This is a genomic window from Candidatus Baltobacteraceae bacterium (assembly GCA_035502855.1).
Classification (GTDB): domain Bacteria; phylum Vulcanimicrobiota; class Vulcanimicrobiia; order Vulcanimicrobiales; family Vulcanimicrobiaceae; genus Aquilonibacter.
Map to the genome: position 1 here is coordinate 11,649 of DATJTX010000014.1, position 24,294 is coordinate 35,942.

Consider the following 24,294-nt stretch of genomic DNA (forward strand, 5'->3'; position numbering starts at 1 on the left):
GCTAAAAAATGCTCGCGCTGGCCGCGCTCACGCTCTCGCTGCAATTGCAGCAGACGAGTTACGATTTGCTCGACGGCGTTTCAATTGAAGTCGCCGTTCACAACAGCGCGAATGCCCCGGTGGCGGTGGCGTTCGCGCAACCGGCCGAATATCGGATTTCGGTGCTGCGCGGCGACCGCGTGATTTGGAGCAGCTCGACCGCCGAACCGGCCGGCGTGACCTTTCCCATTCACAAGCACACGTTCGTGCAAGGGCCGAGCGTCTTGGTGGTTTACGTTTGGAATACGATCGAGTCCGACGGCTCGACGCCTGATCCGGGCGACTATACGGTGCGCGCGCAACTGCTCGGCCAAAACCTCGCACCGCAAGCCACGGCAATGCTGCACTTCATCCCGCCGGTTCCGCTCGCCGCGGTCGAAAAGCTCAAACTCGGGAACTCGGTAACGGTTTCCGGCACGCTCGATCCCACCAAGCAAATTCTTACCGATTCCAGCGGGTCGCTCGTGCTGGCGCGACGCCTGATCACCGCACCGGACGAGCCGGTTGCCGTGCGCGGTTATTTGATCCGCCGCCCCGACCGCACCCTCGTCTTTTTCGTACAACGCTGGGCGCCGCTGCAATGACGTCGGAGTGGCTGTGCACGAACGGCTTGGGCGGCTATGCTTCAGGCACCAAGAGCGACGTGCTCGAGCGGCGCTATCACGGACTGCTGGTTGCCGCGCTCGATCCGCCGCTCGGACGGCGCGTGCTGCTGAGTAAATTCGACGCTTCCGCCGTTTATAACGGCGTCTCGTACGATCTTTCGTCGAATCGCTGGCACGACGGAACGCTCGCGCCGCAAGGCTTTCGTCTCCTCGTCGATTTTCGTCTCGACGGCCGCGTCCCGGCCTGGACGTACGCCTTCGCCGATGCGCTGCTCGAGCGCCGGATCTGGATGGAACACGGCGCCAACACGACCTACGTGCAGTGGACCCTGCGCGATGCGAGCGCTCCGGTCGAGCTCGTCCTCAAGGCCTACGTCAACGATCGCGACTACCATGCGCTGACGCATGCCTTCGACGTGTGCGACGTCGCCCGAGTCGAGGACGACGCCGCCACGATCAGGCTGGGCGACGGCACGGCCTGGCACCTGAAGGCGCCCGGCGCGCGGCTCGAATCCGCAGCCGATTGGTACTACGGTTTCCGCTACGACGCCGAGCGCGAGCGCGGGCTCGACGACGTCGAAGACTTGTACCACGCGTTGACGATTCACGCGCAGCTCCCAAGGACCGGCGCGAACCTGCTCGTCACCGCTTCGCTCGATGCAAACCCCGGTGTTCCGGCTGACCCGCATGCGCGTGAACGCGAGCTGCTCGCGCGCTGGAAAAACGCGAATCCGCGTCTGAAGAATCCGCCGGCCTGGATCGAGGCCCTCGTGTTGGCCGCCGATCAGTTCGTCGTCGCACGCACGATCGACGGCGCGCCGGGCTGCACGGTCATCGCCGGCTATCATTGGTTCGGCGATTGGGGACGCGATACGATGATCGCGCTGCCCGGTCTTGCACTGACGACCGGCGCGCCCGAGGTCGCAGGCTCGATCCTGCGCACGTTCGCGCGAACGCTCGATCGCGGCATGCTGCCCAATCGCTTTCCGGATAGCGGTCAAGCGCCCGAGTACAACACGGTCGATGCCGCGCTCTGGTTCATCGAAGCGGTGCGGCTCTATCACGCGGCAACACACGATCGTGCCTTGCTCGAGGAATTGTTCGACGCACTGCACGCGATCGTCGATTGGTACGCGCGAGGAACGCGCTACGATATCGCGGTCGACGAACGCGACGGCTTGCTTCGCGCCGGCACACCCGGCGTGCAGCTGACGTGGATGGACGCCAAGATCGGTGATTGGGTCGTGACCCCGCGGATCGGCAAGCCGATCGAGATCAACGCGCTATGGTACAACGCACTGTGCACGTTGGACGCGTTCGCACAGAAGCTCGGTCGCGATCCCACGCGCTACCGCGACCTCGGCTCGCGCGCGCGCGCATCATTCGGCCGGTTCTGGAACGAGCAGACGAATTACCCGTTCGACGTGCTGGACGGTCCCGACGGAAACGACGCGGCCATTCGCCCCAACGCCGTTTACGCCGTAGCGTTGCCGTTCCGAGCATTCGAGAGCCGCCGCGAACATGCGATCGTCGATCGCATCGCGCGCGAGCTGTGGACGCCGATGGGCCTGCGCTCGCTCGCGCCGTCGGATCCGGCTTACGTAGGCCGGTATGCCGGATCGCCGAGCGACCGTGACGCCGCCTATCATCGCGGAACCGCCTGGCCCTTTCTCGCAGGGGCATTTGCCCGCGCTTACGCAAATGCATACGGCGACCGGCGTCGAGCCCTGCGTTTCATCGAGGCTGTTGCCGCGCATATCAACACGTACGGAATCGGGACGCTCGCCGAGATCGCCGACGGTGATCCGCCGCACGATCCGCGCGGCTGCATCGCGCAGGCATGGAGCGTCGGCGAAGCGTTACGGACCTGGCACGCATTAGAGGAGATCGAGGAATGATCGAGCCGCCGACCGCCGAGCACGCGCGGATGTTCGAGCACAGCTCGCGTCACAACTGGCGGCAGTGGGGGCCCTACGTCAGCGACCGGCAGTGGGGCACGGTTCGCGAGGATTACAGTGCAACCGGTGAGGCTTGGGATTATTTTCCGTTCGACATCGCCGGGCAGCGTGTGTACCGCTGGGGCGAAGACGGCATTTTCGGCATCTCCGATCTCCACCAGCATCTTTGCTTCGCGCTGGCGATGTGGAACGGCAACGACGACCGGCTCAAAGAGCGACTCTTCGGACTATCCGGAACGCAGGGCAATCACGGCGAAGACGTCAAGGAGTACTATTACTATCTCGACAATCTGCCCTCGCACGCGTACATGCGCGCACTCTACAAGTATCCGCATGCGGCGTTTCCCTATCGGGACTTGATCGACGAAAACGGCCGGCGCTCGCGCGCGCAGCCGGAGTACGAGCTGATCGACACCGGCATCTTCGATGCCAACGCGTACTTTGACGTCGAGATCGAGTACGCCAAGTCGGACTTCGACGACATCCTCATTCGAGTCCGCGCCACCAATCGGGGCTCCGCGGAACATACGCTGCATCTGCTGCCGACGCTCTGGTTTCGCAACGAGTGGAGCTGGCGCGAAGGCATCGAGCGTTCCTCGATCGAGCTGCGCCATCACGTCCACGGGATTCACGCCTGTGTGGCGCATCAGGCCAACCTCGGCGACTACTGGTTTTACGCCAAAGAGGCGGCCGAACTGCTCTTCACCGAAAATGAAACCAACTTCGAGCACCTCTACGGCATCTCGAACCGTACGCCGCACGTGAAAGACGGGATCGAGCGCGCTATCGTACACGGCGAGCGCTCCGCGGTCAGCGCGAGCGCGCGCGGCACCAAGGTCAGCGCGCACTATCCGATCACGCTCGCGCCCGACGAGAGCCGCACGCTCGAGCTGCGCCTCTCGGCCAACCCGCACGATCCGCCGTTCGGCGAAGAATTCGACGCGCTCTTTTCCACGCGCATCGAGGAGGCGGACGCGTTCTACGAAGAGATCAATCCGTTTCATGCCGACGTCGAAGCGCGGCGCGTTCAGCGCCAAGCATTCGCCGGTCTGTTGTGGACGAAGCAGTTCTATCACTACAACGTGCCGCGCTGGCTGACCGGGGATCCGTTACAGCCGCCGCCGCCGCCGGAACGCCTGCACGGCCGCAATCACGACTGGATCCACTTCGATTCGGCCGAAGTCATGTCGATGCCGGACAAGTGGGAGTATCCGTGGTTCGCGGCCTGGGACCTCGCCTTTCACACGGTCGCGTTCGCGTTGATCGATCCCGCCTTTGCGAAGGGGCAGCTCATCTTGCTCGCGCGCGAATGGTTCATGCATCCCAACGGGCAGCTCCCGGCGTACGAGTGGGCGTTCGCCGACGTCAATCCGCCGGTCCATGCCTGGGCGGCGCTGCGCATCTACCAAATCGAGCAGAAAGAACACGGCCGCGGCGATATCGCATTTCTCGAACGCGTCTTCCAAAAGCTGCTGCTGAATTTCACCTGGTGGGTCAATCGCAAGGACGCACAAGGGAACAACGTCTTCCAGGGCGGCTTTCTCGGGCTCGACAACATCGGCGTTTTCGACCGCAGTAAACCGCTGCCGGCCGGCGGATTTTTGAATCAATCCGACGGTACGAGCTGGATGGGCGTCTACACCCTCAACATGCTGGCGATCGCGCTCGAGCTGGCGATGCACGAGAACGTCTATGAAGACATCGCGATCAAGTTCTTCGAACACTTCCTCTACATCGCGGATGCGATCAACCATCTCGGCGGTCACGGCCTGTGGAACCACGAGGACGGCTTCTATTACGACATGCTGATGCTGGGCGACGGGACGCAGATCCCGATGCGGATCCATTCGATGGTCGGACTGCTGCCGCTGCTCGCGGTCGAGATCATCGAGCCGGAGGATTTCAACTCGCTGCCCGAGTTCAAGCGGCGCGTCGAGTGGTTCATCACGCACCGGCCGGAACTGGCGCGCAACGTCGCGAGCATCACGGAGCCGGGCATGGGCGAGCGCCGGTTACTCGCCATCGTCGGCCGCGACCGGCTGGTGCGCATTCTGAGCGCGATGCTGGATGAGTCGAAGTTCTTGAGCCCGCATGGTCTGCGCGCGCTCTCGCGCTATCATAAGGAGCACCCGTTCGTGCTGCGCCTCGACGGCCAAGAGTACAGCGTCGATTACGAGCCGGCCGAGTCGACCAGCGGGCTTTTCGGCGGCAACTCGAACTGGCGTGGTCCGATCTGGTATCCGCTCAACTTCTTGCTCGTCGAAGCCCTGCAGCGCTTTCACTACTACTACGGCAGCACGCTCAAAGTGGAAGCGCCGACCGGAAGCGGAACGATGCTGGACCTGTGGGAGGTCGGCGCGATGCTTTCGGGACGCCTGATCAACATCTTTCTTCCCGACGCACAGGGCCACCGGCCGGTTTTCGGCGGCGTCGAGAAGTTCAACGCCGATCCGCATTGGCGCGACAACCTTCTCTTCTACGAATATTTCAACGGCGACGACGGTGCGGGTCTGGGCGCGAGCCACCAAACCGGCTGGACGGCGCTGGTTGCAAAACTCATAGAGCAGCGCAGTGAATACGGTTAATAGGAGTCAAGTCGTCATTCTGGCGTTCGAAGGCCCCGATCGTTACGCGATGGTCGGCGGGCTCGGCGTGCGCGTGAGCGAACTGGCGATCGCACTCGACGAAGCCGGCGTGCGCACCGACCTGATCTTCGTCGGCGATCCGCAGCGTGAGCCGGTCGAGCGGCGCGGCTCGGAACTGACGCTACGGCGCTGGTGTCAATGGATCTCCGTGCATCATCCGCACGGCGTGTACGACGGTGAGTGGGGAAAGATCGAGGACTACGCGCGCAGCGTGCCGCCGTTCGTCGTCGAGGAATTCGTGCGCCACGCGGCGGAGCGCGGCGAGCGCGTGCTGGTGATGGCGGAGGACTGGCAGGTCGCGCCGGCGGTCTTCGGCCTGGATCGGCTCGCGCGCGAGGCGGGGATGCGCGACGCCCTCACGATCGCCTGGAACGCCAACAATACCTACGGCTTTCATACCATCGACTTTCATGCGCTCGCGCAGGCAGCGCACATCACCTGCGTGAGCCGTTATATGAAATTCGAGCTCGCGCAACACGGAGCACAGGCATTGGTGATCCCCAACGGCATTCCCGAACGCGTTTTCTCCGAGGCGAGTGCGGCCGGCGCCGCCTACCTGCGGCGCATGTTGGGCAATCGCCGCCTCTTGGTGAAAGTGGGCCGCTTCGACCCCGATAAACGCTGGCTTCAGGCGATCGATGCGCTCGCCGATCTGCGCGCCGCGGGCACCTCCGTCGTGCTCGCAATTCGCGGCGGCAAGGAACCCTACGCCGGCGAGGTTTTCGCGCGCGCGCGCGATCGCGGCCTCGAGATCGACGATGTAAACATCGATGCGCCTTCACCCGAGTCGCTCGCCGGCGTGTTGGCCAACACGCACGCCGACATCGTCAACGTGCGCAGCTTCCTGCCCGACGCGCTGCTCTTCACGCTCTACGCCGCGGCCGACGCCGTGCTCGCGAACAGCGGTAAGGAACCGTTCGGCCTGGTCGGATTGGAGGTGATGGCGTCAGGCGGCATCGCCGTTTGCGGCTCGACCGGTGAGGATTACGCGCGCGCCTTCGACAACGCAATCGTCTGCGATACCGGCGATCCGGCCGAACTCGCGAGCTATCTCGAGCGCCTGTTCGGCGATCCAGGCTTGCGCGAGCGCATGAGCGAAAGTGCGCTCGCAACCGCGCGCCGGTTTACCTGGCCGTCGGTTCTCGAGGTACTCGATGCGAAGCTCGCCTTCATGAACGCACGCCGATGACGGAACTCCGGACGGAGGTCGCAATCATCGGTGCCGGTGCCTCCGGACTCGCGGCGGCGCGGCATCTGCACGAGCGCGGCGTCGATTATCTGCTGATCGAAGCACGTGAGCGCGTCGGCGGCCGCGCGTACACCCTGCGATCGCACGACGGCTCGCTGCCGGTCGAGCTCGGCGCCGAATTCATTCACGGGCGGCCGAAGTCCACGCTCGCATTGCTGCAGGAGAGCGGCGAAGCCGAGATGGGCGAGGAGTTCCGCGCCTTCCAACGCCGCGACGGCCGGCTCGAAGAAGCGCCGGACGTCTGGGAAACCATCGAACGCGTCCTTACGCGCGTCGACGTTCGCGGTCGCGACCAAAGCGTCGAAGCGTTTCTCGACACCATTGCGCGAGAGGAGCTTTCCGACGACCAGCGCGACGCGGTCCGGTATCTGATCGAAGGCTTCGATGCTGCGATTACGAGCGATGCTAGTGCGATCGCGATCGCGAAAGAGTGGCGCAGCGGCATCAACGATACGTCGACTCGCGCGGTCAACGGGTACGGCAGGTTGATGCGGCACCTGGCGCGCAGCGTAACCGATCGGACCCTGCTCCAAACTCGCGTCGACGACGTGCGCTGGTCGGCGCAAGGCGTACACATCAACGCGTCGCGTCCGGGTGGCCGCACGCACATCGAGGCGCGGCGCGCGATCGTCACCCTGCCGATCGGCGTCCTGCACGCCGAACCAAAGCTCTTCGATCCGATCTTACCAGGCGATAAACGAACCGCGATCGCCGCAATTGCGATGGGCCCCGTCATCAAAGTGATGCTCGATTTTCGCTCGCGCTTCTGGGAAACGGTCGAGGGCGGCCGTTATCGCGACGCCGGTTTCTTTCAGGCGCCGGGCTGTCCGCTACGCACCTTGTGGACGCGGCTGCCCGAACGCACGACGCTGCTCTCGGCATGGGCCGGCGGCGGCGCGGCTCTGCGCCTGATCGAGCGTCGCATCGATCCGATCGACGCGGCACTCGAGACCGCTCAGACCCTCTTCCCATCGGTCGACGTTCGCGCGGAGTTGCGCTCCGCATATTATCACGACTGGCAAGCAGACCCGTTTGCGCGCGGCGCCTACACGTTTTTGCGCGTCGGCGGCGGCGAGGCGCGCGCCTCGCTCGGCGCGCCCGTCGGCGAAACACTTTACTTCGCCGGCGAGGCGACCTCGGTCAATGACTCCGGAACGGTCGCCGGCGCGCTCGATAGCGGTCATTCCTCCGCGTTGAAGATCACCAAATAGGTCACGATATCCCACGAGTTGTGGATGCCGATGAAGATCAACAGCATCGTCGCGCCGCCCAGCGCGAAGAGCAATTGCGCCGGTCCTATCGCCAGACCGGCTCCGGCCACGGCGAGAACCGCGTACGCGAGCATGGGAAGCGCGACGTACCACAGCCACTCGTCCCAGTCCACGTTGTACCGCGTCATGCGCCGCATGCGGCGCGCGATGCTCACCACGTATCCGACGCCGAATAGACCTAAAAGCGCCACGAGCAGTTCGGCGTATCCGATCTTGTGCCACGGCGCGGCGAGGACTCCCGAAATAAAGAACGCCGCGCAGAAATGCACGACCGTCGGCGAGCTGAAGGTTCTCGTCCCCTCACTGGGACTCGCGCTCTGCCGTACCGCCGGCGGTCGCTGCGCGACCAGCGTCGTGACCACGAACATCAAGCCGGTCAACGCCGCAGCCGCCGAGCCGGTCATCACGTAGAAGTTTCCCCACGCTCGAAAGACCGATGGATCGGGGCTCATACGCCGGCGAGCTGCTCGATGCGTGTGCCCATGCGTTCTGCGTACGCGTAGGCCTCGCCGTCGCTCGTCGCTTCGGCGTAAATGCTGAAGGTCGGATCGGAGGCGTCCGGGAGCACCAGCACCCAACCGTCGTCATGGCGTACGCGTAAACCCTCGAAGAGTTCGATCTGATCGCGCGGCTGTTCGGCGATCAGCGAGCGCATCACGCGTCCTTTGTGCTCCCAGGGGCAGGGCACGCGCACCGTCGCGACGTGCCAGTCGGGAAGCATGTCGACCAGTTCGCTCAAGCGCCTGCCTTCGCGCGCGAGCAGCTCCATGACCTTCGCCGAAGCGTAGAGCGCGTCGAAGGCCGGATGCATCTCGGGAAAGATCACTTCGTAGTTCGCGCCACCCGCGAACGCTAGTTCCTTGCCGCGCGCTTCGGCCAGCGCCATCAGCGAACGCCGGTCGCTGCGCGCGCGAATCACGCTCGCGCCGTACTCGGCGGCGATCGTCTCGATCGCGCCCGGCGCCATCACCGGTACCGCAATCGTCTTTGCGCCGCCCCGCACCACCAAGAGCGTGAGCAGCGCGATCAGCGCGTTGCCGTCGACGATACGGCCGCGATCGTCGACCAACGCGAACGTCTCGCCGTCGTGGTCCAACAAGATACCCAAGTCGGTCTTGAGCGTGCAGACGATGTCGCTGAGCTGGTCGAGCGATTTGGCGCGATCGGCAATCCCGGCGTGAACGCGGTTGTCGTCGAAATAGGCGTTGAGTGCGATCGTCTCGATGTTGAGTTTGCTCAGAATGCGCGGGAGCACCAGCGCAGCGTTGCCGTTGGCGTAATCGATGACCAGGCGAAAGCGGCGTTCGTGCATGCCCTTCGGCGCCAGCGCCTCGAGGAAGGCGGCAGTGTAGCTCTCGAGCGCGCGCGCAGGAAAATCGAGCAGCCCGACGTCGTCCATCGCGACGCGCCGGAAGTCCTCGCGGAAAAACAGATTCTCGATCTTGCGTTCGGTCGCTTTGTCGACGTTGATTCCACTGCGATCGAAGAACTCGACCAGCAGCGAGTGCGGATCGCCCGGAGCGATGCGCACGTGCACGCCGCCGTTTCCCCCGGTACGCGTGGCGAACCGCGAGAGCGGCAGCGGATACGAGCGCAGATCGAGCACGTTCACGCCCACGCTCAGGAGCCCGGAGATGATGCAGCGGTTCATGATGCGGCTCGAGGGATGGGTATCGCGGCTGGTCATCACCGAATCGCCGGCGCGCAGAAACGAGCCGAACGCCTGCCCGAGTTTGAGCGCGAACTCCGGCGTGATCTCCAAATTGGCCAAGCCGGTCACGCCGACGCCCCCAAAGAGCGAGCCAGGCCATTTGATACCGTAGATGAGCGACATCGAGACGATCGCGCCCGAGCTGACGTTTTTTTCGGGCCACAGACGGAGATGCGGACGGACCACCGCCGACTCGCCGATCACGCAGCGCTCGCCGACGACGGTTCCCTCGCCGATCGATGCGCGCGCCTTGACGATCGTGCGGTTGGCGATCGTGCAATCGGTCAACTGTGCGTCGTCGCCGGCGTACACGTTCTCCCACAGAACCGAGCGCCGTATCGTGGCGCCCGCTTCGACGATCGATCCGTCGCCGATGCACGACGGCCCCTCGATCACGGCGCCGGGGCCGACGGTCACGCCGTCGCCGAACTGCACGGGACCGCTGATCGAGGCGGACGGATCGATCGAACAATCGGCACCGATCCACACGTTATAGGCGAGTTGATCCGGCGGACGGCGCGTGCGTACAGCGCCCGAGAGCGCATCGTAGTTCGCTTGCTGATACTGCTGCAAGTTGCCGACATCGGCCCAGTAATCCGAGATGACGTGGCCGCCGAGCCGCTTGCCGTCGCGCAGCAGCAACGGAAAGATATCTTTGGAAAAATCGTAGTTGCGGCCAGGCTCCATGTAGCCGAAAATCTCCGGCTCGAGGACGTAAATACCGGTATTGATGGTATCCGAGAAGACCTCGCCCCACGAGGGCTTTTCCATGAAGCGCGTAATTCGGCCGTCGTCTTCGGCGATCACGACTCCGAATTCGAGCGGATCGGTCACGCGCCAGAGCGCAATCGTCGCGGCGTTGTTCGCGCGTTTGTGCGCCTCGATCAGCGCGGTGAGATCGACGTCGGTCATCGCATCTCCCGAAATAATGACGAACGTCTCGTCGCGCAGTTTGGCTTCCGCCATCTTCACCGCACCGGCCGTCCCCAGCGGCGTATCTTCGACCACGTACTGAATCGAAACGCCGAGCGATGAGCCGTCGCCGAAGTAGGTCTCGATCTCGTCGGCGAGATAGTGGAGCGTAGCGACGATCTCGGTGATGCCGTGCCGGGCAAGCAGCTCGATGATGTGATGCATCACCGGCTTGTTGGCGATCGGTGCGAGCGGCTTCGGACGCCGCGAGGTCAGCGGGCGTAAGCGGGAACCTTCACCGCCTGCCATCACTACCGCTTTCATCCCGCTCCCCCTCTCCGCGGCCGTTCGTCCTCGAGCGCGCGCACGACCGCCGCGAACACCGGATGCTTCGGCAGCGCCTCGATCGGCACATCGAGTTTGCGCCGCCAATTCGGTTCTTCCCCGACGGTACCCGGAACGTTTACTTGCGCTTGCGAACCGATCCCGTCCTCGAGTTGCAGCAGTACCAGGCGCGAACGGGCGCGCGCAAGGTAACGATAGGCCGCAACGATGAGCGCCGTCAATTGGTCTACGCTGGGATTTGCGCCGCTCGCTCGAATCGCGGCGGCTTTCTCCGCGCTCAGGCAATCCCGTTCGACCAGCGCATCGAGCAGCCGCTCGCGCGTCGCGGCATGTTCCGCACGGTCGAACGCCGCCGCCTCGCCGCTCTCCCATCCGAGGCGTTCGCGCGTCGCAACGTCAGCCTCGCTCCAGTAACCGGCGAGCGTCGGTAAATCGTGCGTCCCCGTGCTTGCCACCGCGCCCGCCGGGTATTCTTCGGGCGCGCGGAAGCGGCCGTCCCATTCGCGTTCGAATAGCAGAACGCGGCACGAAAAGACACGCGCCGGTGCGAGCTGCTCGCGGAAGCCGGGCGGAACCGTACCGAGGTCTTCGCCGACGACCATGCATCGATTGCGCACGCTCTCGAGCGCGAGGATACCGAGCATCGCGTCGAAATCGTAGTCCACATACGCGCCGCCGCCCTGCGGCAGCGCCCGCGGAATGCAGAACAGACGGCGCAGGCCCATGACGTGATCGATCCGCAGCGCGCCGGCGTGGCGCATGTTCGCACGCAGCAGCGCGATAAACGGTGCGTAACGCCGTTCGCGCAACACGCGCGGATGCATGGGCGGTAAGCCCCAGTTCTGTCCCGCCGCGTTGAGCGGATCCGGCGGTGCGCCGATGGCGAGTCCGAGCGCGTACACGCCGGGATCGCTCCAGACGTCCGCGCTGGCGAGATCGACGCCCACGGCGAGGTCGCGGTACAAACCGATCGGCATCGGCCGGGCGGCGCGCGCCGCGCGCGCGAGCTGCCGATCGGCGAGCCACTGCAGAAAACAATAGAATTCCACCCGATCCGCGTGTTGCGCGGCGAAGCGTTCGACGGCGGCGCCGCGCGCGTCTTGCAGCTCGCTCGGCCACTGCGGCCACCCGTAGATCTCGGGGTCGAGCGCGCTGAGCACCTCCATGATCGCTTCATAGCGTGCGACGTCACGCAGCGCGGCGTCGGCATCGACGAACGCTTTCCATGGGCGGGCATCGCGCAAGCGCGCGAAGCCGCGTTCGAGCGCATCCAGCTTATAGGCGGCAACCGCCGGATAGTCCACCAGCGGCTCGTCGCGCAGCGGACCCGTATCGAAACCTTCGAGCGAAAAGCCGAATTCTTCGGCAGCAGCATGCACGTCGATGTAGAGCGCGCTCAGGTAACGGCGACTGAGCGGCGCATAGGGACTTGCCGCCGCCGGATTGCTCAGGTTCGATTGATGCAGCGGATTGAGCGCGATCGCCGCCGCCCCAGCCCGATTGGCGAGCGCCGCGAGACGCCGCAAGTCGCCGAAGTCACCGATACCGTCGTTGCGCTGCGAGCGCAGAGCGTAGAGCTGCACGGCAATACCCCACGCGAGGTCGCGTTCGAGCGCTTCGGGAACGTAGGCGCGCTCGGGAACCACGATCAGGTCGCCGTAGTAGCCGATCTCCATCGGCTCCTCGAGCTGATCGGCGCGCACCACGCGCACCGCCGGAGCAGTCTCGCCGGCGTCTTCGCCGAGCGCGGCGCGCATCGCCGCCATCGTCTCCGGCGAGACGGCGACCGGGTTGCCGAACGCGTCGGCATAGCGGTCTTCGATCATTCCGCGGCGAGCAGAGCGAGGGTACGCGCGCGCAGCGGGAAGGTCGCACCCGGAAGAAAGCGGGAGTCCGGCGCAAGCACGGGCGGACGCGCGGTGTCGAACTGAAGCCGCCAACCGGCGAACGCCGGAATGCCGGGCAGCGTGAAGGGCACGTCGTGATCGTGCGCGTTGAGCAGCATGAGAAACGTCTCGTCGTATTCCGGATAGCCGCGCAAGCTCACGAACCGGTCACCGGTATCGCCGCCGAAGAGCGCTGCCAGCACGCGGCGATGCGAATCGTGCCAGTCGCTATCGATCATTTCGCGTCCGCTCGGATCGATCCAGGTGATGTCTTTGAGACCGCCCGGCGAGCTGGTCTGGCTGCCCTCGAAGAAGTTCGGGCGGCGAAAGAGCGGGTGCAGACGGCGCAGCTCGATGAGGTCGCGCACGAAGTCGACCAGCTCGGGATCTTCTTGCGCGTCGGTCCACGAGAGCCAGCCGATCTCGTTGTCTTGGCAGTAGGCGTTGTTGTTGCCGAACTGCGTGTTGCAGATCTCGTCACCGGCCAAGAGCATGGGCAGCCCCTGCGAGAGCAACAGCGTCGCCACTATGTTGCGTTTCTGCTGGGCTCGCAGATTGCGAATCGCCGGATCGGCGCTCGGGCCCTCGACGCCGCAATTCCAGCTGTAGTTGGCATCGGTTCCGTCGCGATTGTCCTCGAGGTTCGGTTCGTTGTGCTTACGATCGTAGCTGACCAAATCGTGCAGCGTGAACCCGTCGTGCGCGGTGACGAAATTGACGCTCGAGCGCGGGCGGCGCCCGCGGTGATCGAAGATGTCGCTCGAACCGGTCAGACGCGACGCGAGCTCGGGAATCATGCCGTCGGTTCCCTGCCAAAATCGGCGCACCGTATCGCGGTAGCGATCGTTCCACTCCGACCAGCCGGGCGGAAAATTCCCGAGCTGATAGCCGCCACGTGAAAGATCCCACGGCTCGGCGATCAGCTTGACGCGCGAAAGAACCGGATCCTGGTGCATCGCGGCGAGGAAGGCATTGGCTTGGGTGAACGCGCCTTCCGGGCGTCCCAGCGCCGGCGCGAGATCGAAGCGAAAGCCGTCGACGTGCATTTCGTTGACCCAATAGCGCAGCGAGTCGGTGACGAGCTGGAGGATGCGCGAGTGCGAAAGGTTCAGCGTGTTGCCGCAGCCCGTATAATCGGCGTAATAGCGGCCGCCGTCGAGATGATAGTAACTCTTGTTGTCGATCCCGCGCAGCGAGAGCGTGGGTCCGAGATGATTGCCTTCCGCGGTGTGGTTGTAGACGACGTCGAGCAATACCTCGATCTTTGCTTCGTGCAGGCGCTTGACCATCGTCTTGAATTCGCCGAGCGAGGTACCGGAGAGATACCGCGGGTCGGGAGCGAAAAACGCGAGCGAGTTGTAGCCCCAGTAATTGCGCAAGCGGCGCTCGACCAGGTGGCGGTCGTCGACCGCGGCATGCACGGGAAGCAGTTCGACCGCGGTGACGCCTAGGCGGACGAGATACTCGATTATCGCCGGCGAGGCGAGGCCGGCGAAGGTGCCGCGCAGCTCCGGCGCAACCATCGGATGCTTGATGGTGAACCCGCGCACGTGCATCTCGTACACGATCGTTTCGTGCCAGCGCGTATACAAGCGACGATCTTCGCCCCAGGTAAAGGCCGTATCGACCACGACGCACTTCGGCACCGCGGCCGCATTGTCGCGACGGTCGAACGAGAGGTCGGCACGCGCGCTTCCCAGCCGGTAGCCGAAATTTGCATCGGTCCAGCGCACGAAGCCGAAGAGCTGTTTCGCGTACGGATCTACCAGCAGTTTGTGATGGTTGAAGCGATGGCCGCGCTCGGGATCGTACGGTCCGTAGACTCGATAGCCGTAGAGCGTACCGCGCTCGATCTCCGGCAGATAACCGTGCCAAACTTGGTCGGTGTACTCGGGCAGCGCAATGCGGCGCAGCTCGCGCGTGCCGCGCGAATCGAATAGACACAATTCGACGCGCTCCGCATTTTCAGAGAAAAGCGCGAAGTTCACGCCGCTGCCGTCCCACGTTGCGCCGAGCGGATAGGGCCTCCCCGGCAATACCGCCGCGCGCCCGACCGGTTTCACGTGCGCTCCGGCCGGAAATAGACCGCCGCCAGCGGCGGAAGGGTGATCGCGATCGACTGCTCGCGGCCGTGCGAAGGGATCGCGTCGACCTGCACGCGACCGAGGTTACCGACGTTGCTGCCGCCGTAACGATCGGAGTCGCTGTTGAAGATTTCTTGGTACGCGCTCGCCGCCGGAACGCCGATGCGATAGCCGTAGCGTACGACCGGCGTGAAGTTGCAGACGGCAACCACCACGTCGTGCGGGTCGTCACCGTGTCGCACGAAGGCGATCGCCGAGTTTTCGACGTCCTGGTGATCGATCCACCAAAACCCGTCGCGCTCGTTGTCACGCTCGTAGAGCGCGGGAATACTGCGATAGAGATGATTGAGGTGGCGCACGAGGGTCTTGACGCCGGCGTGCGGTCCGCGATCGTCGTTCAAGACGTCCCAATCGAGGCTTCGGTCGTGATTCCACTCGCGCGGCTGCGCGAACTCGTTGCCCATGAAGAGCAGCTTCTTACCGGGGTGCGCGTACATGTAGCTGTAGAGCAGACGCACGTTCGCGAACTGCTGCCAGCGATCGCCCGGCATCTTCTCGAGGATCGAGCCTTTGCCGTGCACGACCTCGTCGTGTGAGAGCGGCAGCACGAAGTTCTCGTCGAACGCGTAGATCAGCGAAAACGTCAATTCGTTATGATGGTACTTGCGGTGAACCGGTTCGTGCGACATGTACTGCAGCGTGTCGTGCATCCAACCCATGTTCCACTTGAAGCCGAAACCCAGGCCGCCGAGATAGGTCGGCGCCGAGACCTTGGGCCATGCCGTCGACTCTTCCGCGACCGTGATAATGCCCGGAACTTCGCGGTAGACGGTCTCATTGGTGCGCTTGATGAAATCGATCGCTTCGAGGTTTTCGCGCCCGCCGTACCGGTTGGGAACCCATTCGCCGGGGTTGCGGCTGTAATCGAGATACAGCATCGAGGCGACCGCGTCGACGCGCAGGCCGTCGACGCCGTACTCCTGCAGCCAGAAGATCGCGTTGCCCAGTAGATATTCGGCGACCTCGTGACGGCCGAAATTGAAGATGCAGGTATTCCAATCGGGATGCCAGCCTTGACGCGGGTCGGCATGCTCGTAGAGGTGCGTTCCGTCGAAAAAGACGAGGCCGTGTTCGTCGTTCGGAAAGTGACCGGCGACCCAGTCGATGATCACGCCGAGGCCGAGCGCGTGCGCGCGGTCGACGAAATTCCGGAATTGCTGCGGCGTGCCGAAGCGCGAAGTCGGCGCGTACAAACCGATCGGCTGATAACCCCACGATCCATCGAAAGGATGTTCGGAGATCGGCATCAGCTCGAGGTGGGTGAAACCCATCTCCTTCACGTACGGCAGCAGACGATCGGCCAATTCGTCGTAGGTGAGAAAACGATCGTTCTCTTCGGGAACGCGCTGCCACGAGCCGAGATGCACCTCGTATATGGCGACCGGCACGCGCCGGTTTTGGATGTTTTCGCGCGTCTGCGGCCAGCCGTCTTCCGCGCCGGCCGGAAGGCGCGAGACGACCGAGGCGGTATTCGGGCGCAGCTCGCACGCGAAGGCAAACGGATCGGCCTTGAGCGGAAGCTCGTGACCGTCGCCCGCGCGCAGCGCAAACTTGTAGTGCGCGCCCTCGTCGACGCCCGGGACGAAGACGCGCCAGATTCCGGTCGCGTGTTCGACGTGCATCGGGTGAACCACCGGATTCCAATCATTGAAATCGCCCACGATGCTCGCGCTGCTCGCGCTCGGCGCCCAGACCGAGAATTCAACGCCGTCCGCGCCGTCGCGGCTGCGATGGTGTGCGCCCATCCATTGGTAATGCATTGCGGTCTAGTGCTTCACTCCGGTGAGCGCATCGTACACGGCGCGCGTGCGTTCGCGCAAGTGCGTGAGGTCACCATCGTTTTCGATGACGAAATCCGCGCGCGCGCGCGCTTCGTCCGGGTCGATCTGGCTCTTCATTCGAGCGCGCACGTGCGCCTCGTCGGTATGGTCGCGCTCGATCACGCGTGCGATACGATCCGCGTCCGGTGCGATCACCACGACCGACTTATCGACCATGTCCACGTAGTTGCTCTCGAAGAGCAGCGGCACGACGTGGACGATCATCTGCCCCGGCTTGGCGTTCGCCTCGCGTTCGCGCGCCAGCCGGCGCACGAACGGATGAATGATCTCTTCGACGCGCTTACGCGCCTGCGGATCGGCAAAGACGATCTCGGCGAGCGCCGAGCGATCGAGCGCGCCGGCCCGCATCACGTTCGGCCAGATGTGCGCGATGGCAAGCAAGCCGTCGGAATTGGGCGCCACTGCCTCCCGCGCCAGCGCATCGGTGTCGATGATGAAGGCACCCAATTCGGCGAAAATCCGGGCGACCTCGCTCTTACCCGAACCGATCCCACCCGTAAGCCCAACGCGCATAGACCCGGCTCATTCGCCCGCGGCGGTGCCGGACCCTCATAAGGTCACGATCAGGGCGTGCAGAGCGAGGTGAGCGACGCCATCACGTCATCGCTAGGCGGGACGCGATCGTAGGTCTCGTACGTAACGTCGTACTCCGCGCTCGGCGCGAACGCAGTGATCTCCGCGTAACCGAGGTCACGGATTGTATATACCAACAGCCATCCGGTCTGCGTGCCCTTGCAGGTCAGAACTGCCCGATCAGTGATTATCCGTGCACCCGTCGCTATCAAATCTCGCTCAACTCGTTGATGAAAGCTGTCGACGGTATCAGTTGTCGCACCACCTTCGAGAAAGAGGCTTGACCGCGCCAGGTACCAGCTGGCGAAAAATTGCCAGTTGGGATCCGGAGTCCCGGTCGGAGTGAACGGCTTCCAGCCCCGCGGCGGAGTGAAAAACGGCTTGCGAACCACCGGAGCAGACGGCGTCATGACGGTGTAGGGAACGACCGCACTCTCGGGAACGAAGTCCTCCTGAACGCCGAACGAACTGGCCACCGCGATGCAATTCACGAGTGCTGGAGCAAACTTCGACTTACGGGCAGCATCGAGCGCAGCGTGGTCGAGATCGTCGTTTCCGGACGAAACAGCGATCCATACGGAGGTGACGGCACCGGTTGCGTCCGTCTCCACGCCGACCGTTGCCGTCGTCGCTTTCAAGTGCAATTGCGCAACCGCATCCGGATAGTCAGGGATTACCGCAGTGACGACCTGCGCCGGGCGATTCGGTTGCGCGCACGAGCCACCGGGCACCGGCGATCGCTGTTGCGCTGCAATTTCCGCAGGCGCCGTGAGCAGCAGCACCATGGAAGCCGCATAGAAGAGGATGAGCCGCGGGATCATTTCGTGGCGCTCACTGCGGCACGCAGGTCGATTTCATCGCGTCGATTACAGCGGGATCGGGCGGATCGCCGGCGGGTGAATAGTAAGCCGCGACGTATTCGGTCCCTTGATCCGGGACGATCAAAACAGCCCAGTACCCTTGCTGCGGGTCGGGCGCATTTCGTGTAAACGTGACCAGCGCCGCCTTTTGCGTTCTGCGGCATATTTCCACGATCCCGTTCTCCAAGATCTTCGCACGCGCGCCCGTCAACGTTTGTACGATCTTGAGGCTGGATAACGTATCACTGCTCTCGCCGCCGCTGAGCATGAGCATATCGCCCCTGCGCAGCCAAATGCCGAACGGGAGATACGGGCCGTTCGCAAACCCCCCGCCGATCGGCCGTTCCGTCCACCCTGCCGGAGGGCTAAACGTGGGACGCGCGCCGACGGTGCCGGCCGGGGCGTTGAAGACAAAGCGCATCACGGCCTCGCGCGCCACCGGAACGCAATTCGCGATCGCGGCCGCAAAGTTGCTTTGTCGCGCTGCGAGCAGCGCCGACATGTCGATCGCAGCGTTGCCCGAGGTTCGCAAGATCTTCGCGTTTTTGAGCTCGCCTGTCGAATCAATTACAACCTCGACTAAGACCATCCTCGTGCCAACGTGCTCTGCCAACGCGGAGGCGGGATATGCTAATGGCGGAGTGTACAACGCCTGCGGCTCGCGGTCTGGGCGCGCGCAGGCGTTTGCGCGCGTTGCGAGCGATGCTATCAGGATCACGCCGAAAAGAAAAAGACGCGGGATCATTCCCGCGCCCCTTCTTCGCTTGCGCTGCGCACCCTTGGGCCATTCGGCTCAGGGTTGGACTTCGTCCGCGACCGTGCCGAGGCCAACCTCTTCGTCGAGCGTCAGCGCTTCGATCTCCTCGGGCGGAATGTCCGCCACGTGCTGGATCGACGCGGTGATACGACGCGTTGCGCTGTTGATCGTGAGCAACGTGACTTCGACCTCTTGGCCCGCGCTGAACTGCGCGCTCGGGTCGAACTCGCCTTTGGGAACCATCGCGAGAATGCCCGGGAAGATTTCGACCAGCAGGTAGTTCGGCGTGACCTTGACGACCTGCGCCGGCAGTTTGTTCGCTTCGAACAGTTTGTCGGCGTGCTCGTCCCAAGGATCGGGAAGCGCGTGCTTGAGCGAGAGGCTGACTTTTTTCGCTTCGGCGTCGAATTTCATGATTTCGACGTTCACCACGTCGCCGATCTTCACGACCTCCGACGGGTGCTTGATGCGGGCGTAGCTCAGCTCGCTGTTGTGAATGAGACCGTCGATGCCGCCCAGGTCGACGAACGCGCCGAAGTCCGCGAGACGGACCACGATCCCTTCGCGAATTTGACCGACTTCGAGCGTGTCGAGCAACTCTTGCTTCTTGGCCTGCAGCTCTTCTTCGAGCACCAGACGCTGCGAGAGCACGACGCGATGCCGCTTGTGATCGAGATCGATCACCTTCAAGCGCAGCTTCGCTCCGACGAGCTCGTCGAGATTGCCGACCGGTTGGCGCCGGATTTGGGACGCGGGCACGAAGCCGCGCATGCCGAGATCGACGAGGACGCCGCCTTTGACGACTTGCGTCACGGTGGCTTCGATCACTTCGTCGCCTTCATGCGCGTCGATGACCTTCTCCCAGGTCTTGAGCGCGCGCGCGCGGCGTTCGGACAGGAACAGCGTTCCGTCCATATCGTCAATGCGGTGAATCATCACCTCGAGGGTGTCACCGACTTTGAGCGCCTTGGGGTCGATCGCGAGCGAGAGTTCGCGGAATGGAAGCACGCCTTCGGATTTACCGCCGACGTCGACGAGCAATTCGTCTTTGTCCTTTTGAACGATCATTCCGTTCAGGACTTGTCCCTCGTCGAGGACTTTCAGCGACTCTTCGTAGAGGCGCTGTTCGAGCGCGAGTTGATCTTCCTCGTAAGTAGCGGGAGCGATTTCAGTTGTAGAGATGTTTGGTTCCTACCTAACAATTTTTATTTTGCGGATCAACGCTGACAGTTTCGACACCACCAGGTTCCGCGTTGCGCGAGCACCGTTCGAACGATCGGTTTTCCGCACCGCGGACAAGGTTCCCCGAGTTTGCCGTAGACCGAGAGGACGTTTTGGAATCCCCCTCGGAGGCCCTCCGAATCCACGTAATCATCGACACTTGTTCCGCGCATTTCGGTTGCGCGGGTCAAAACGTCGCGAATCGCGTGATAAAGCCGATGGATCGCCGGCTTCGTCAACGCCTTGGATGGTCGCCCGGGACGGATCCCGGCCTCCCATAGCGCCTCGCACGCATAGATATTTCCGATGCCTGCGATGCGGTGCTGATCGAGAAGGGCGCTCTTGATCGGCGTCGTCCGCCCGATGAGCATACCGATAAAGCCCTGCGGTGTAAAGCCTGAGGAAAGCGGCTCGATGCCCAGGGCGGCGTCCCAGGGGTCGTCGGCTTCTACCAGGCGCATGCGGCCGAAGGTCCGCAGATCGGCAAAACTCAGCCGCGTTCCATCCGTATAATGAAGCACCACGTGGGTGCCGGGATAGTCGGGTTCACCCCGGCGTTGCACGACCAGACGGCCGGTCATCCGCAGGCTGGTTACGAGCCGTCGACCGGATCGCAACTCCATCACCACGTATTTGCCGCGCCGGCCGACGCGCTCGATGCGCTCGCCGCGAAGTGCCGCGGCGAAATCGATGCCCGGCGGCGCGACCGCCATTTTGGGCAACGCAATCTTTACGGATTTGATCGTCTTGCCCGCGACCGTGTGAGCCAGGCCGCGGGCGATCGTTTCGACCTCAGGTAATTCGGGCACGCAGCCCTTTTTACAAGCCCGCCGCCCGCGTAACCTCGATGAACTTCGATTGGCCGGGGATCGGGGTGACCTGCGCTTGGTACTCGGCAGGCGAATCGCCGAAGGCGGTCAGCGTATGAAGATTCGGGGCAAGATGTGCGAAGCAGAAATTCCCGTCAGGCGCCACGCTGGTCGTTACGACTTCCGTCGCAGAACGCGCAACGATGATGTTTTCCGGAATCGCCGGTTTGAGTTCGAGCGCGACGATTTGCTTCGCCGGTGCGTCGACGCGGCCGCACACTTCGCCCGGCACAGCAAGCTGATTAGGCGGATTGTTGGTCACAGCGAACGCACAGATTGGTGCCGCTACGAGCGCCGTTCCCAGCGCGATCGCGGATAGAAATGAGCGTTTCATGCTCTCTATAACGCGATTACGTCGCGAAGAGTGACACCCGGGGCAATCCCATCCTTACGAGCCTCTCCCGCGGGCAATTCGATCACGAATCTTCCGGCACCCGACCGGCGCGGAATCGCGTCGTCCGGTGTCGTTTCGGGCACGACCGGGACGTCGGCTGCGATGCTGCGCACCGTTCCGTCACTTGCAACGAAAACCATATCCAACGGCACGAGCGTGTTTTTCATCCAAAACTCGAGCTGTTCGTCCGAATCGAAGACGAAGAGCATGCCGGTGTGCGCCGGCAGCCGTGTCACGCTCATCAGCCCGATCTCGCGCTCGTTCTCGGTCTTCGCCACTTGCAACGTCAGCGTCGCGCGCGGCGCATGCACGACGATCGTCGGCAAGTGTTGCGGGGCCGGCGTCGCAGCCGCGATCAGTACGGCCAGGATCGGTGCGATCAACTCTCCTCCTTCAACATTTCGACGTCGTACCAGTTGCGGCCCGACTTGACCGTCACTTCCAGCGGAACCGAAAGCGTCAGCGCCTCTTCCATCTCGCGGCGCACCAAGTTGGCCAATTCGTGGAGCGCGTCGCGGTGTACTTCGAAGATCAACTCGTCGTGAATTTGCAAGAGCATCGTCGCGTCGATCCCGGCCGCGCGCATCGCACGATCGGTCTTCACCATCGCGAGCTTCATCAAATCCGCCGCGCTGCCTTGCAGCGGCGCATTCGTTGCCTCGCGTTCGGCCGCCGAACGCAACATGTAATTACTCGAGCTCAGCGCCGGCATGTAACGGCGCCGGCCCAAGATCGTACTCACGTAACCGAGCTCTCGCGCTTCCTCCAGCGTCCGGTCGATGTACGCTCGTACCGACGGGAAGCGCGCGAAGTAAGCCTCGGTGATTTCGCGCGCTTGCGCACGCGGGATCTCGAGCCGCTGCGCGAGGCCGAAGTCCGACATGCCGTAGAGCAATCCGAAGTTGACACTTTTGGCCATGCGCCGCTGGTTGCCGTCGACCGTTGCTCCGCTTCCGACCTCGAAGATCTGGCGGGCGGTGAAATCGTGAATGTCTTGACCCTCTTCGAAAGCCGAACGCATCGCTTCGTCGCCCGAAAGATGGGCCATCAGCCGCAGTTCGATCTGGCTGTAGTCGGCGGCAAGCAGCGCGTATTCATCGCTCTTGGCGACGAACGACTTACGAATCCGGCGCCCGAGGTCGCCGCGCACCGGAATGTTCTGTAAGTTCGGATTGGTCGAGGAGAGGCGGCCGGTCGCGGTGGCCGTCTGATTGAAGACGGTGTGCAAACGGCCGTCGCGCGGATCGAGCAGCTGTGGGATCACGTCGACGTACGTATTCTTCAGTTTGGTAACCTCGCGCCACTCGAGCACGAGCGCGCAGATCGGATACTCGCGTGCCAGACCTTGCAGCACCTCAACGCCGGTTGCCCAACCGGTCTTGGTTCTTTTGCCGCCGGGAATCTGCAACCGTCCGAAGAGGACGTTGCCCAGCTGCTGGGGCGAGCCGATGTTGAACTCTTCACCGGCGAAATCCCAGATCTGCCGCTGCAATCGCGACGCGGCAGCGTCGACTTCCTCGCCGATCACCTGCAGTTCCGACGGATCGATCGCCACGCCGGCGGCTTCCATGCGCGCGAGCAGCGGCGCGAGCGGAACTTCGACCTCCTCGTAGACGCGCATCTGGGCGCGTTCTTCGAGGATGGGCCGCATGATCTCGAGCACTTGCAGGGTTGCGTCGGCGTGTGCGGCCGCATCCTCGTCGGGCGCTGCCTCCAAGTGCTCCGCCGCAGCCTCCAGGATCGAAGAGAAGGTGCGCGACGGATTGAGCAGATGCGCCGCGAGCATCGCGTCGTCGACGAAATCGCCGAACTCGACGCGGGCTGCGCGTAAGGCATGGCTCACGCGTTTCGCGTCGTAGGCCGCAACGCGCTGCGCGTTCTCGAGCGCGTGCGCGAGCGCCGCGCGAACCGGCTCGTGCGCGAGCGCGCCCGCGCCGAAGGCGATTCCGGTGCCGCGTGAGCCGCTGACGCCGAACGCGTCTTCACGCACCGCGAGCGCGAGGCAATCCGAACCCGCGAGCGCGCGCAACTCCTCGGCCAACCGGGTGAATTCGGGCGGATCGACCGACGCGACGTACGTACGATACGTCCCTTGAATCTTCGCATCGCCGGCGAAGAGCGGCAGCCCGTCGACGGGCGCCTTGAGGCGCGCGAGCAGCGTCTTGAATTCGAGCTGCGCGTAGAGAGGATAGAGCGCGGCATCGCTGGGCTTCTCGTAGCCGCGTTCCCAGTCGATGGTCAGCGGCAGATCGCGCCGGACGATCGACACGTCGCGGCACACGCGGGCTTGCTCGCCGTATTCCCGCACGAGCTTTTCCAGCTTCGGGCTGCCCGCCAGCGCGGGATCCGCCACCAGCGCATCGAGCGACCCCGCCGCCTTGATCAATTTGATGGCAGTCTTTTCGCCGACGCCGGGGATCCCGGGAAGATTGTCCGACGGATCGCCTTTGAGCCCGCGATAATCCGGTAATTGATTCGGGTTTAGCTCGAAGCGCTCGTAGACCGCGGGAGGATCGTAGCGGCCCAGATCGGTGATCCCGCGACGCGTCGTGAGTACGGTCGTGCGTTCGGCCACGATCTGCAGCAAATCGAGATCGCCGGTGACAACGAGCGTCTCCTCACCGGCCTCTTCCGCCTTGCGCGCCAGCGTTGCGATCACGTCGTCGGCTTCCTGGCCCTCGATCTCGACGATCGGAATGTGATGCACGGCAAGCACGTCGCGGACGAGCGCGAACTGGCTGCGCAGATCGTCGGGCATCGCGTCGCGGTGCGCTTTATACTCCGCGTAGAGCTGCACGCGTCCGGCCGGCATGCCCTTGTCGAACGCGGCAATCACATGCGTGGGCTTCTCGTCGTTGATGAGTTTGTTCAGCATCATCGTGAAGCCATAGACCGCGTTGATCGGTACGCCTTTCACCGTGGTCAGCGGCGGCAGCGCGAAGAACGCACGGTACACCAGCCCGTACGTGTCGAGGAGCATCAAACGATTGGGCCGTTTCTTTGCCATCAGTGGT

The 24,294-nt window shown here is 63.7% G+C and carries 18 protein-coding genes; 5 read left to right on the top strand and 13 right to left on the bottom strand.

Features of this window, described 5'->3' with window-relative positions; translation table 11 throughout:
* Nucleotides 1-8 precede the first annotated feature (8 nt).
* The 5 genes from VMF11_02610 to VMF11_02630 are packed head-to-tail and all read left to right on the top strand — an operon-like array spanning nt 9 to nt 7,707.
* Entirely contained in the window at nt 9-623 is a 615-nt protein-coding gene (locus VMF11_02610; GenBank protein HTU69187.1) for a BsuPI-related putative proteinase inhibitor, read from the top strand.
* A complete protein-coding gene (locus tag VMF11_02615; protein HTU69188.1) occupies nt 620-2,542 on the top strand; it encodes an amylo-alpha-1,6-glucosidase in 1,923 nt (640 codons plus the stop codon). The genes VMF11_02610 and VMF11_02615 overlap by 4 nt, the downstream gene beginning before the upstream one ends.
* A complete protein-coding gene (locus tag VMF11_02620; protein ID HTU69189.1) occupies nt 2,539-5,187 on the top strand; it encodes a hypothetical protein in 2,649 nt (882 codons plus the stop codon). The genes VMF11_02615 and VMF11_02620 overlap by 4 nt, the downstream gene beginning before the upstream one ends.
* A complete protein-coding gene (locus VMF11_02625) occupies nt 5,174-6,436 on the top strand; it encodes a glycosyltransferase family 4 protein (GenBank protein HTU69190.1) in 1,263 nt (420 codons plus the stop codon). The genes VMF11_02620 and VMF11_02625 overlap by 14 nt, the downstream gene beginning before the upstream one ends.
* Nucleotides 6,433-7,707, top strand: coding sequence for an NAD(P)/FAD-dependent oxidoreductase (locus VMF11_02630; GenBank protein HTU69191.1), 1,275 nt, complete (start codon nt 6,433-6,435; stop codon nt 7,705-7,707). Before VMF11_02625 ends, VMF11_02630 begins: the two co-directional genes overlap by 4 nt.
* Here VMF11_02630 and VMF11_02635 read toward each other — a convergent pair.
* From VMF11_02635 to polA, 13 genes are read right to left on the bottom strand one after another with little or no spacing between them, the layout of a single operon-like run.
* A complete protein-coding gene (locus VMF11_02635; protein HTU69192.1) occupies nt 7,677-8,219 on the bottom strand; it encodes a hypothetical protein in 543 nt (180 codons plus the stop codon). The genes VMF11_02630 and VMF11_02635 overlap by 31 nt on opposite strands.
* Complete coding sequence (locus VMF11_02640; GenBank protein HTU69193.1) at nt 8,216-10,714, bottom strand: mannose-1-phosphate guanyltransferase; 2,499 nt, start codon at nt 10,712-10,714, stop codon at nt 8,216-8,218. Before VMF11_02640 ends, VMF11_02635 begins: the two co-directional genes overlap by 4 nt.
* Entirely contained in the window at nt 10,711-12,561 is a 1,851-nt protein-coding gene (gene malQ, locus VMF11_02645) for a 4-alpha-glucanotransferase (GenBank protein HTU69194.1), read from the bottom strand. The genes VMF11_02640 and malQ overlap by 4 nt, the downstream gene beginning before the upstream one ends.
* Nucleotides 12,558-14,684, bottom strand: a complete 2,127-nt coding sequence (gene glgX / locus VMF11_02650) for a glycogen debranching protein GlgX (protein ID HTU69195.1) — start codon at nt 14,682-14,684, stop codon at nt 12,558-12,560. Before glgX ends, malQ begins: the two co-directional genes overlap by 4 nt.
* A complete protein-coding gene (glgB, locus tag VMF11_02655; GenBank protein ID HTU69196.1) occupies nt 14,681-16,525 on the bottom strand; it encodes a 1,4-alpha-glucan branching protein GlgB in 1,845 nt (614 codons plus the stop codon). The genes glgX and glgB overlap by 4 nt, the downstream gene beginning before the upstream one ends.
* Before the next feature lie 6 nt (nt 16,526-16,531).
* Nucleotides 16,532-17,119 (bottom strand): dephospho-CoA kinase, encoded by a 588-nt coding sequence (coaE, locus tag VMF11_02660; GenBank protein ID HTU69197.1) that lies wholly within the window; start codon nt 17,117-17,119, stop codon nt 16,532-16,534.
* 50 nt (nt 17,120-17,169) lie between these two features.
* Nucleotides 17,170-18,000 (bottom strand): TonB family protein, encoded by an 831-nt coding sequence (locus VMF11_02665; GenBank protein ID HTU69198.1) that lies wholly within the window; start codon nt 17,998-18,000, stop codon nt 17,170-17,172.
* A 10-nt stretch (nt 18,001-18,010) separates the two neighbouring features.
* Nucleotides 18,011-18,784 carry an energy transducer TonB gene (locus VMF11_02670; GenBank protein HTU69199.1) on the bottom strand — a complete coding sequence of 258 codons (774 nt, stop codon included), beginning with the start codon at nt 18,782-18,784 and terminating at the stop codon, nt 18,011-18,013.
* 48 nt (nt 18,785-18,832) lie between these two features.
* Nucleotides 18,833-19,978, bottom strand: a complete 1,146-nt coding sequence (locus VMF11_02675) for a S1 RNA-binding domain-containing protein (protein ID HTU69200.1) — start codon at nt 19,976-19,978, stop codon at nt 18,833-18,835.
* A 35-nt stretch (nt 19,979-20,013) separates the two neighbouring features.
* Nucleotides 20,014-20,826, bottom strand: coding sequence for a bifunctional DNA-formamidopyrimidine glycosylase/DNA-(apurinic or apyrimidinic site) lyase (gene mutM / locus VMF11_02680; GenBank protein ID HTU69201.1), 813 nt, complete (start codon nt 20,824-20,826; stop codon nt 20,014-20,016).
* Between the two features lie 10 nt (nt 20,827-20,836).
* Nucleotides 20,837-21,220 (bottom strand): hypothetical protein, encoded by a 384-nt coding sequence (locus VMF11_02685; protein ID HTU69202.1) that lies wholly within the window; start codon nt 21,218-21,220, stop codon nt 20,837-20,839.
* A 5-nt stretch (nt 21,221-21,225) separates the two neighbouring features.
* On the bottom strand, nt 21,226-21,663 hold the full coding sequence (locus VMF11_02690; protein ID HTU69203.1) for a DUF192 domain-containing protein: 438 nt from the start codon (nt 21,661-21,663) through the stop codon (nt 21,226-21,228).
* Nucleotides 21,660-24,287 carry a DNA polymerase I gene (gene polA, locus VMF11_02695; GenBank protein ID HTU69204.1) on the bottom strand — a complete coding sequence of 876 codons (2,628 nt, stop codon included), beginning with the start codon at nt 24,285-24,287 and terminating at the stop codon, nt 21,660-21,662. Before polA ends, VMF11_02690 begins: the two co-directional genes overlap by 4 nt.
* Nucleotides 24,288-24,294: the final 7 nt, after the last annotated feature.